We start from the raw sequence: 10,999 nt of genomic DNA on the forward strand, positions 1-10,999 counted from the left end.
AATTTCTCTATTTGTAGCTAAGTTAAACTACCAGTTTTTGCTACATCTTTCCTTATTTTCTCATGATAAACTTTTTTCACAGAGACTAGTTCACATCTTTTCTACACTCATTTCATATTCCATGCAACCCAAAAAGCTCTCTATTTCCAGCTCTTTCTTTATCGGCTAATCCATAGTTAGCGTTATCTAGATCTTTAAGCATTGACAACGAATATGATAACGGTAAGGAAAGTTATAATAATCATTGTCATTCACCTCTAAGTTTCGTTGGCAACCCTGTACAGGTGAATAGTGCTTGTACTGGCCAAAGTGAGTGCAGCAACTACAGCAGTATCTACCCTCAAAATTCTCTTCCCTAGACTTAATTTCTGACAGAACTTATCAGCAAAGCTAAGTTCATTGTGTGAGAAACCACCCTCAGGACCAACAATAATAGCAATATTTTTTTTGTTCTTCAGAACTTCATTAGGAGACTTTTCCTGCCCTGTTTCATCACATAAAACAAAACCTCTATCCTGAGAGTCAGGTAAATCACGAAAATTAATAGGAGGCAAAATCTCTGGCACACTTGTTCTACCACATTGTTCTGCCGCTTCAATTGCCTGTAATTTTGCTCTACCCAAATTAACATTTTTTACTACTGTATGCTCCGTCGAAATAAATTGGATGCAGGTTACCCCCATTTCAGTTGCCTGCCTTATTATGTTACCTAAAGCAGCATTTTTTACCATAGCACAATATAGATATAAATTTTCTTCATATTGCTGTCGTTTGGTGCATTCTTTAAGTGTGGCTTTTGCTAATTTACGCGATGTATCAACTATTTCTCCTAACCACTCTCCATCCCTTCCATTAAAAAAAGAAATATTGGCATTCTTCTTAAGTCGCATGACGTTGCAAACATAGTGACTTTGCCTTGGACTAAGCTCTAAACTAACGCCTTGTGATAACGCCTTCTCAACGTAAAGTCTAATTTTTTCCATTCAATATATACTTGTATTAACGATCAAACACCTGCAAACTGAAGCATTGTCTTATACCAAACTTCATTATTATACCAAATCCCAATGGTAAATTAAAAAGTTTCCCTACGATTAAGGGTTTAGCAAATTTATTATGTATCTTGTTTGATAACGAAAATTGGTATAACCTTTATGCTTAAGAAATTTACCAAACGAAAAAAAAGCAAAAGAAGCCCCGGTCGGTGGCTAATTATTTATATGTACCTCAAATATCGGCGTTTTTATTCTTAGCGCTACGATTCAGCTACTTTTAAATGCAAATAACCAAAACTGTAAACGTTAAGAAATTTACTAAACAGGAAAAAGGGTAAAAAAACTCTAGGGCAGCTAGTATTCAAATTCTCCCTTATCTATTTGACGTTCTATACTGTCTTAAACGACTTATAAGCGCGTTTGAGCTTGTATAGCTAAAAATCAGAAGTTTTAAAAAGACGTGAGGTGCAAATAGTGCAAAAATTTAAACATGAGACGCCAAATACCCTAAGTTTTTTGTCACTAACCTACAAAGATTGCGAAGATAAACAAATAGCTTCAGCATCATTAGTAAGGGTAACAGTGAAGGTTGTCAAGTAGTTTTTTTGTTTCTATTGAATCCAACGCACTATCAAGAGTTTGTTATGCGAGAAGTCTGAAGTATATTGAACTTAGGACATATCTTAGCTATACTCTGCGATAAAGTTAACAAAAATTTTCAATAAAACTGATTTTTAGCTGAGACAAATGCAAAGTGAACTCTTTTGATATAAATGGTATTAGAATAATCGGCAGGTGCTTTATCAACCTCTTGTTGAGGCTTGGTAGTGCATTTATATTTTTTATTCAATCTCTATATCACTGCTTTACACCGCCGTACTATCTAAGCAACATAGCAAGACAAATTATAGAGATAGGCTTTCTTTCCTTGCCAATTGTTGGAATCACAGGGGTTTTCATAGGAGCAGTAATAGTCCTACAAAGCAGCTTGAGTGGTCCATTGATTAGTCAAGAGCAGGTAATACCCAAGCTTGTCACGGTCACCATCATTAAAGAGTTAGGGCCAGTTTTAATCAGCTTAATAATGGTAGGAAAAGTTGGATCATCAATTGCGGCAGAAATTGGTACTATGCGCATCACCGAACAAATAGATGCACTTACAACCTTGAACATCAATCCTTTCAAATACTTAATTGCACCAAGGATTTTAACGTCAGTTATAGTATTCCCTATACTTGTAGTATGTGCAGATCTAATAGGAATATTCGGAGGATATATCACTGCAGTTTTTGAATTTAACCACAATGTGAATATATACATAAAATATACAGCTCAATTCTTCAATATGAACGATTTTATCACTGGGCTAGTGAAAGCAACTGCTTTTGGCGTCATAATTTCCGTCTCAAGCTGCTATTACGGTTACCACTGCAGAGAAGGTGCTCGAGGAATTGGCATTGCTACAACATCAACTGTTGTTTTATCATCCATACTGATTATTTTAGCAAACTACATGATTACTTTGATACATGCATAGTCCCATAATATCAATATCGAACTTAAGTTTATCTTTTGATGATAAAACGATATTAAACAACATAAGTTTTGATATATTCAAGGGAGAATCACTAGTCATACTCGGTGGCTCAGGAAGTGGCAAATCTGTATTAACAAAAACAATCATTGGCTTGCTGACACCGGATTCAGGGTCCATTAAAATAAATAGCAAAAGCAAAAATAAATTTGGAGTTTTATTCCAGAATTCCACTTTATTCGACTATGTTACAGTCTGGGAAAACATATCTTTTAATTACACGAAGCGCTTCAATATCAACAAAAAGGAGGCAAAGCAACTCGCAATTGAAAAGTTAAGTGATGTCGGGCTGGAGAAAAACATAGCAGATATGTTTCCGATAGAGCTATCAGGTGGAATGAAAAAAAGGGTAGCGCTTGCAAGAGCAATTGCACACAACCCAGAAATTATTGTATTGGACGAGCCAACTTCAGGACTAGATCCAATTATGTCAGATGCAGTAAACGAGATAGTAATGAAGCTGTCTAAAGACCTTAATCCTACGATTATCACGATTACACATAATATTCATAGTGCATTTAAAATAGCTGATAAAATAGCAGTATTATATGGGGGAAGCATCATCTCCCATGGAACTGTTCAAGAAATAAAAAATACTAAAAATGAATATGTGAGAAAATTTATTCGCTACGTGCGTACAAAGTAAAAAATTCTCTATTTTATTACTTGCCTTCGAGGCATATAATTTTCATCATGTTTTGCAAACACTGTGTCTGCCAAAAAGGCGCCACCGCCTAGCATTTTACCTTGTACAACAACACCATTTTTTTCTGAAAACATCGGTGGGAGTATTCCCTGATATTTTACCACAACGCTCTTGTTAAAATCTGTCATTTGAAAAACCACTTCACTTTCGTTGCGTATCACACTATCCGCAACAATCATTCCACCGATACGGATCGGCTTTTGATTGTTTGGTAAAACTACCGCTTCACTTACTGTATAAAAAAATGAGATATTTTCTTTGAGTGTTGTTAGGATGAGAAAAACTATACAATTTAAAAAGAAGAAAACTCCTGAAGCTATAAGTAATCGCTTATGTTTTTTCTTCATTATTATTTTTAAGCCCTTCTAAGATTTTTTTGCTTTTAATATAGCAAGAAACAGTAAAAATCAGTTCCCCAGCAATCAATGCAAAGCCAACAAGGTAAGCGAAAATTACATATGTATTCATAATGCACTATTAACAAATAACTCACCTGCACCAGAATAAATTAAACTTCCATCTTTTTGCTGCAATACCAATCTACCACTTTTATCTATATCAATAAAAATCCCCTCGTGCAATTTGCCAGCTAACTTTACGCTGATTTGTTCATTCATTTTGAACGCTCTTTTCAGCCACATTTCTCTTATAGCATGAAACCCGTCAAATAACCACTGTTTTCTTAGTTTATTAAAGTTTGTTATTAGTTCTTTTAATAGATCTGTGTTAGACACAGACTCGCCGTAGCTGCTAACGCATGTTGCTCCTGAAAGTGGCGCATGATCAATATTAATTCCAATTCCTATAACTAACCAATTTGAATTAGATTTTTTTTCAAGCAATATTCCACTTATTTTCTTACCATCTACCAAAACGTCATTTGGCCATTTATATTGAATGTTACTATCACCTGTAAATAATGATAATGTATTGCCAACAGCAACAGCAGTAACAAAAGTCAATTCTGTTAACTCACTTAGATTTTCTCTATCATTCCAGCGCGTGACTCTGGAATCCAGCGTTGGAATGATACCAGAACGATTATGTAAGAGATCTGTAATTAAACTTGCACAAAAATTGCCTTTTGGAGAAACCCAGCTTTTTCCGGTGCGCCCTCTACCATCTGTTTGCTTATCGGCAATAATAACGGTTTCATTTGATATCCCTTTATCAATTAAGTCCAATGCTTCCCTATTAGTGCTAGAGACTTCTTTATAATAATGAATATGAAAGCCCTCGAATATCTCAGGAATCACTTTATAACCCTTTAGTTACTAAATGAATTAGCGAGTATAAATCTTCTACATATATAAAAAGAATAATATTGATTAAGGAAGCCACTGAAGTGATGATGAATAGCCCCTTAGGGTAAGTAATCTTATTGCCACTAGACTTATCAAAATACATAGCTTTTATGATATTTAGGTAGTAGTAACATGATATAACACTTGCTACTACAAGGATCAAAGGTAGACTGATAAAGCCTGAGTTTATTAGACCTTTAAATATAAACAGCTTAGCAAAAAAACCTGCAAGTGGTGGTATTCCCGCCATAGAAAGCAATAGTATAGAAAGATGAAATGCTAAAACCGGGTGTTTTTTCCCCACACCAGATAAATTTGCAATATTGCAATCGTCATCGTCAATTTGTATGAAATATGAGAACAATCCTATGCTTGTAACGATATACATCATCAAATACGTCAAAGAGCTGTCTGTCCCCATCCGCGTAAAAATAGAAAGCGAAGCAAATATGAAGCCAACATGACCTATTGAACTGTAAGCAAGCAGCCTTTTTAGGTTTTTTTGTCGTAAAGCTCCAAAAGCTGAGATAAGCACAGATAATGCTGAAACATATAAAAGAACAGGTTGAACATAATTTTTGACATTTACTAATTCCTCATTCATCAGTCTAATTAAAAATGTTACAAGTGCAGCTTTTGGAGCAGTAGAAAAAAACGCAGTCACTATGGTAGGTGCACCTTGATAGACATCCGGAGCCCACATATGAAAAGGAACAATAGCAAGCTTGAAACACAAACCAATAAGGATAAAGACCAACCCAAAAACTATTCCATAGGTTACCTGATGGTTTTGTACAAACAAACTTAACTGAGAAAAATCGATTTGTCCTGTATATCCATAAAGTAGCGACATTCCGTACAACATGATGCAGGAAGATAACGCACTGAGCGTAAAATATTTCACTCCTGCTTCGCATGAATAAACTGAATCTTTATTAAAGCTTGCAAGAACATATAAAGGTATACTCATCAATTCAAAAGCTAAATAAAAAGAAATTAAATTATTTGCTGAAACCAGAGTAATCATGCCAAACAGCGCAAAAAGAATCAGTATTGAAAATTCATACTTATAGTCATATTTTGATAAATTCAGCAGCAAGAGTATTGAAACTCCTACGATAAGGATCAACCCTTGGGCCGATCTGATGTATAAGTTGAGTTTTAACAATGAATTGAAGAAAAAAACTTCATTATTTTCTGCTAAGAGAACTAAAACAATCAAGGTAACCGCTGTGCAGCCCAGTGCTAGCAAGTTAATAGTGCGGCGGTTGAACACGATCCCAAGCAGCAGTAATACTAACGAGGAAACAATAGAGAACGTTTCTGGCAATATCTGTATATAGCTCATAGGACGTTATACTTGACTAATAAATTTGCCATACATGGCTTTAAATAATTTAGTGCAAGAGTTGGGTAAAATCCAAGCAAAATAACAAGCACTGCAAGCAGAATTAAGACAGAAGATTCTATGCTATCTAAACGGTTATTCAATAATTTAGAATAGCTGACTCCCCATATTGTTTGCTTGCATAAGTTCAGCATATAAACTGCACTCAAAATAGTACCAAGTGCAATAAACCCTGTAAAAAATCCTATGCTCTTAAACATTCCAATCATAGCCAAAAACTCACCTATAAACCCAGACGTTCCAGGCAACCCAATCGAGGCCATTGAAAATAAAATAAACATAAAACCAAATTTTGGCATCGTGTTTACTATGCCAAAATACTTTGCAATCTCCAAAGTTCCAGTTCGAGTATATAGCATCCCAACACACAAAAATAAAGCAGCAGAAATAAGGCCATGACTAATCATTTGAAACACAGCACCAAGTACCCCCTCCTCATAAAATGAAAAGAGGCCAGCAGTTACGATTCCCATGTGCGCTATTGAAGAATAAGCTATTAGCTTCTTTATATCGTTCTGAGCAAATGCAACTAGTGAAGCATATATTACTGCAATTGCGCTTAACACAACAATGAAATTTGAAAAATAGAAGCTTGCCTGAGGAAGCATTGGAATAGAAAACCTTAAAAATCCGTATCCTCCCATTTTAATAAGCAGGCCGGCTAAAATTACCGATCCAGAAGTTGGCGATTGCACATGCGCATCAGGAAGCCAAGTGTGGAACGGAAACATTGGTACTTTTATTGCAAAAGAGACAAAAAATGCAATCCACAACAATGATTGTACCCCAAGATCAAGACTTGGCATTAACGTGGCTAATTTTTGTATATCAAATGTTCCAAAGACGTTATATATGTACACTAACCCAAGCAAAAACAACGACGAACCGGCAAGTGTATAGAGAAACAACTTAAATGCCGCATACACCCTTTGTTTCCCTCCCCAAATGCCGATAATAAAGAACATTGGTACTAGAACAACTTCGAAGAATACATAAAAGCTTACGGCATTCAGTGAAATAAAGAAACCGACCACAAAACTTTCAAGCAGCAAAAATAATGCCATATACGCCTTGAGAGTTGTATAACTCATTTTGCAATTGTAGAGTAAACAAACAACAAATAAGAAAGTTGTGAGTAGAAGGAAAGGTAGCGATATACCATCCACCCCTATTCCTGCGTTTCTAATTGGGTAGCTAACGAGCTGGAAGTCCGCATTATTATAATCAAATCCTATACAAGCTACAATGCTAAGTAAAAACGGCAGTACAGCAAAAAATAGAGAGAGGAATCTTAGGTATATGGATTTATGATTGATCTTGATCAGAGATAAAATCAACGCTCCTATTAGTGGAAGCAAGAATATACTAAGTAACAACACTTTCTATTTAATTCCAATAATATACAAAGCACCGATTATTAAAGTAACAAACATAATAAACGCATAATCAAATATGTAACCTGTCTGTAACTTTATAGAACTTTTTGAACACTCATTAACCAAACTTACTACACTGTTTGGTCCAAATGAATCAACAGCTTTAACATCAAACTTCCATAGAAACCTAGATATAAACTTCATCGGTGCAACTATGACAAAATCATATACCTCATCAAAGTACCATTTATTCTGCAAAAATTTAAGTAAAAATTTACTTTTAATCTGCTGAAATTTTTGATAGCGGTAAATCAAGTACGCAAGCGCTATCCCGCTTAGACTCACTAGAGTTGGTAGTAACTTTATAAAGAAATTATGGATTTCATGCTCATTAACAACTACTAAACTTGATTTCCAAAACGCATTACTAGTTATATTCAAAACATTTGCTCCCCATATTCCAGAAAATACCGATCCAAGAGCAAGTATTAGTAGTGGTATGAGCATAATTTTCGGTGCTTCATGTATATTAATTTTACTTTGTTTTTGGCTATGAAATGCAAGAAGCAATAACCTCCAAGAATAAAACGCCGTAAAGAACGCAACAACCAAGCTCATTGCAAAAGCAAAACTATCAGCACTATAAGCATGCTCAATTATTAGATCCTTTGAATAAAAACCTGCAAATGGAAATATCCCAGAAAGTGCAAGAGATCCAATCCACATGAGAGCGTAAGTGCAAGGAATTTTTTTCCAGCAGTTTCCCATTTTCTGAATGTTTTGCTCATGATGCATTGCATGAATCACATTACCTGCGCTGAGGAATAATAAAGCCTTAAAAAAGGCGTGTGTCATTAAATGAAAAATAGCGACATTATAAGCAGAAAGGCCACATGCCATGAACATATAACCAAGTTGGCTGCAAGTTGAATAAGCAATTATTTTCTTTATATCGTTCTGAGTAATCGCAACGGTAGCTGCAAAAAAGGCAGTAAGCGCACCAACAATTACTATCAATTCTTGTGCTACATTTGACAGCTCAAACAACGGAGAACATTTTGCTACTAAAAATATACCTGCCGTTACCATAGTTGCTGCATGAATGAGTGCAGAAACAGGAGTTGGTCCTTCCATTGCATCTGGCAACCAAACATGTAGGCCAAGCTGAGCAGACTTTCCCATACAGCCAATAAAAAGTAATATGCATATTACATGAACCACCCTGAATTCACAACGGAACGCCCTAATGCTCTGTGCACCAAGAATATCAGCTGTGTCAAAAATTTCAGCAAACTTCAAAGAATGAAATGTGTAATAAATAAGAAAAATTCCAATTAATAGCGCAAAGTCCCCTACTCTATTTACAACAAATGCTTTGAATGCTGCATTATTTGCAGAGTATTTTTGAAACCAAAATCCTATGAGTAAATAAGAGCACAAGCCCACTCCTTCCCAGCCAAAGAAAAGCTGCACAAAATTGTCACTCACGATCAGTACAATCATGCAAAACGTAAACAGCGATAAACAAGAAAAGAACCTAGACTTTCCCTTATCATGTTTCATATAACCGATAGAATAGAGATGAACTACCAGCGAAACGGTGGTAATTACAATCAACATCAAAGATGAGAGAGCATCCACATTAATCGCCCAATTTACTTTTAGGACGCTCAACGGAAACAAAGGGAATAAACTCAAGTGATAATCTTGAGAAAAGGTGAAAAAAACATACCAAGATAAAACAGCAGATATCCCAATTCCTGCAGTTGTTATTAACTTACTAAAAATATCTCTTCTAAAAAGCGCTGCAAATAATGAACTAAAAAGTGGCAAAAACACTATTAATTTTAGTATATCAGTCATACCTTCATTCTTTCATTAAGTTCACTCGTTCAACATCTATATTGCCACGGCTTCTATAATATACAACTAATATTGCAAGTCCTATTCCTGACTCCGCTGCGGCAACAGTCAACACAAACATGACAAAAATTTGCCCAACTATATCATTCGTAAAAGCAGAAAAAGCGACTAAATTGATATTAATTGCTAGCAACAATACCTCTATTGATAATAATATGTTAATTATGCTTTTACGATTGATGAAAATACCGCACACTCCAATAGTGAATAAAATGGCGGCGACTACCAAGAAATGATTTAATCCTATTTCCATTCTACTCCTTTTCCAAATTTAGCCTTAACCAACTTTACAGATGAGGATTGTGTCAATTGCTTTAATACATTCTGTCTTTTGATTCCTTTTTTCTTATCCTGCAAAGTAAGAGCAATTGCGCCCACAATTGCAACAAGTAGCAAAATGCCAGAAAGGTGAAAAACGTACATATAGTCAGTATAGAGCAAATTACCGATGGCTTTCACATTATTGGCATTATAGTTTATAACATTGCTTATATTCAGCGCTGAGCTGCGGATTACGAAACTGATAATGAGAAAAAACACGACACATAATATAGAACCAACAGTCAGATGCTTTGCAAAACCCTGACGCAATCTTATGTAGTCAATATCGAGCATCATAACTACAAAAAGGAATAACACTGCAACTGCCCCGATATACACTATCAGCACCATCATAGCAATAAACTCAGCTCCAAGGAGGATAAAAAGAGCTGCAGAGTTGACAAAAGTGAAAATTAAAAATAATACTGCATGCACAGGATTCCTTGCGCTGACCACACAAACAGCGGATAAAATGGTAAGAATTGCAAAAAAATAAAAGAAAAAAGTCATTAATATTTAACTGCAACAACAGCTACTAATTTAAAGTAACTTTTGCTATGAAGTCAATAAACTTATTGCATGGCAGCGTGTATCATGAAACAAAAAAAACTACTTGACAAATCTCACCAATCCCATTATCATAGTAGTGAAGTTATTATTTAACTTCCCAATCTGTACATGTTAAAATGACAAGAAAACTTGTATTTGACGTACTATGTGCACTGCATGTCTTTTTAAAACTTCGGATTTTAACCCATACAAGCTGAAACGCGCTTATAAGTCGTTTAAGACAGTATAGTACGCCAATTTGCAGGATTAGAGAGTGAGCAACTTCTACCACGGGATTTCTTTTGTCTTTTTTTTCTGCTTAGTAAATTTCTTAACGTTTATAGTTTTGGTTATTTACATTTAAAAGTAGCTGAATCGTAGCGCTGAGAATAAAAATGCCGATATTTGAGGTACATATAAATAATTAGCCACCGACCGGGGCTTCTTTTGCTTTTTTTCTCACTTGGTAAATTTCTTAAATATTTATAGCTAGTTGCAATTTATGAACGAACATTTGTTTTTACAACAAGTGGTGTCATTCCAGCACGTGACGCTGGAATCCAGGAACTTTATTAGGCTAGTGGGCATAAAAGTTATGTTAAAATGCGCTGTTCTTATGGAAAACTGGATCTCAGTGTCGGAGCACTGGGATGACAAGAAAGGTTACTTGAATGACAAAAAAGGCTGCTTGGATAACACCCATAGACCTGTCATTCCAGCGCGTGACGCTGGAATCTAGTCTCTGTGAAAAAAGTTTATCATGAGAAAATAAGGAAAGATGTAGCAAAAACTGGTAGTTTAACTTAGCTACAAATAGAGAAAC

12 protein-coding genes are annotated in these 10,999 nt (G+C 35.3%); 3 read left to right on the forward strand and 9 right to left on the reverse strand.

Translation table 11 applies throughout. From position 1 onward, the window contains the following. Positions 1-257 precede the first annotated feature (257 nt). Positions 258-983 carry a 16S rRNA (uracil(1498)-N(3))-methyltransferase gene (locus GO685_RS01290; RefSeq protein WP_175937223.1) on the reverse strand — a complete coding sequence of 242 codons (726 nt, stop codon included), beginning with the start codon at positions 981-983 and terminating at the stop codon, positions 258-260. 766 nt (positions 984-1,749) lie between these two features. On the opposite strand from GO685_RS01290, the gene GO685_RS01295 reads away from it, so the two are divergent. Then, on the forward strand, positions 1,750-2,532 hold the full coding sequence (locus tag GO685_RS01295; protein ID WP_175937224.1) for an MlaE family lipid ABC transporter permease subunit: 783 nt from the start codon (positions 1,750-1,752) through the stop codon (positions 2,530-2,532). Continuing rightward, a complete protein-coding gene (locus GO685_RS01300; RefSeq protein WP_175937225.1) occupies positions 2,525-3,235 on the forward strand; it encodes an ABC transporter ATP-binding protein in 711 nt (236 codons plus the stop codon). Before GO685_RS01295 ends, GO685_RS01300 begins: the two co-directional genes overlap by 8 nt. An 8-nt stretch (positions 3,236-3,243) precedes the next feature. On the opposite strand, the gene ccmE is transcribed toward GO685_RS01300, so the two are convergent. Genes ccmE through GO685_RS01335 form a run of 8 tightly spaced genes read right to left on the reverse strand, consistent with a single transcriptional unit; the run spans position 3,244 to position 10,137 of the window. After that, positions 3,244-3,642: a cytochrome c maturation protein CcmE gene (gene ccmE / locus GO685_RS01305; RefSeq protein ID WP_175937226.1), complete on the reverse strand. Its 399-nt coding sequence runs from the start codon at positions 3,640-3,642 to the stop codon at positions 3,244-3,246. Then, positions 3,626-3,763 (reverse strand): CcmD-like small membrane protein, encoded by a 138-nt coding sequence (locus GO685_RS05920; RefSeq protein WP_458695289.1) that lies wholly within the window; start codon positions 3,761-3,763, stop codon positions 3,626-3,628. The genes ccmE and GO685_RS05920 overlap by 17 nt, the downstream gene beginning before the upstream one ends. Continuing rightward, positions 3,760-4,551, reverse strand: coding sequence for a biotin--[acetyl-CoA-carboxylase] ligase (locus GO685_RS01310; RefSeq protein ID WP_175937227.1), 792 nt, complete (start codon positions 4,549-4,551; stop codon positions 3,760-3,762). The genes GO685_RS05920 and GO685_RS01310 overlap by 4 nt, the downstream gene beginning before the upstream one ends. Position 4,552: 1 nt before the next feature. Next, entirely contained in the window at positions 4,553-5,947 is a 1,395-nt protein-coding gene (locus GO685_RS01315) for an NADH-quinone oxidoreductase subunit N (RefSeq protein WP_175937228.1), read from the reverse strand. Beyond that, the gene (locus GO685_RS01320) at positions 5,944-7,386 is read right to left on the reverse strand and encodes an NADH-quinone oxidoreductase subunit M (RefSeq protein WP_175937229.1); all 1,443 of its coding nucleotides are present in this window, start codon (positions 7,384-7,386) and stop codon (positions 5,944-5,946) included. The genes GO685_RS01315 and GO685_RS01320 overlap by 4 nt, the downstream gene beginning before the upstream one ends. A 3-nt stretch (positions 7,387-7,389) precedes the next feature. After that, a complete protein-coding gene (gene nuoL, locus GO685_RS01325; RefSeq protein WP_175937230.1) occupies positions 7,390-9,246 on the reverse strand; it encodes an NADH-quinone oxidoreductase subunit L in 1,857 nt (618 codons plus the stop codon). A gap of 4 nt (positions 9,247-9,250) precedes the next feature. Next, positions 9,251-9,559, reverse strand: a complete 309-nt coding sequence (gene nuoK / locus GO685_RS01330; protein ID WP_175937231.1) for an NADH-quinone oxidoreductase subunit NuoK — start codon at positions 9,557-9,559, stop codon at positions 9,251-9,253. After that, positions 9,550-10,137: an NADH-quinone oxidoreductase subunit J gene (locus GO685_RS01335; RefSeq protein WP_175937232.1), complete on the reverse strand. Its 588-nt coding sequence runs from the start codon at positions 10,135-10,137 to the stop codon at positions 9,550-9,552. The genes nuoK and GO685_RS01335 overlap by 10 nt, the downstream gene beginning before the upstream one ends. A 541-nt stretch (positions 10,138-10,678) precedes the next feature. On the opposite strand from GO685_RS01335, the gene GO685_RS01340 reads away from it, so the two are divergent. Continuing rightward, positions 10,679-10,915, forward strand: coding sequence for a hypothetical protein (locus GO685_RS01340; RefSeq protein ID WP_175937233.1), 237 nt, complete (start codon positions 10,679-10,681; stop codon positions 10,913-10,915). Positions 10,916-10,999 lie beyond the last annotated feature (84 nt).

It is taken from the genome of Wolbachia endosymbiont of Madathamugadia hiepei (assembly GCF_013366855.1).
In the GTDB taxonomy this organism is placed as follows: Bacteria; Pseudomonadota; Alphaproteobacteria; order Rickettsiales; family Anaplasmataceae; genus Wolbachia.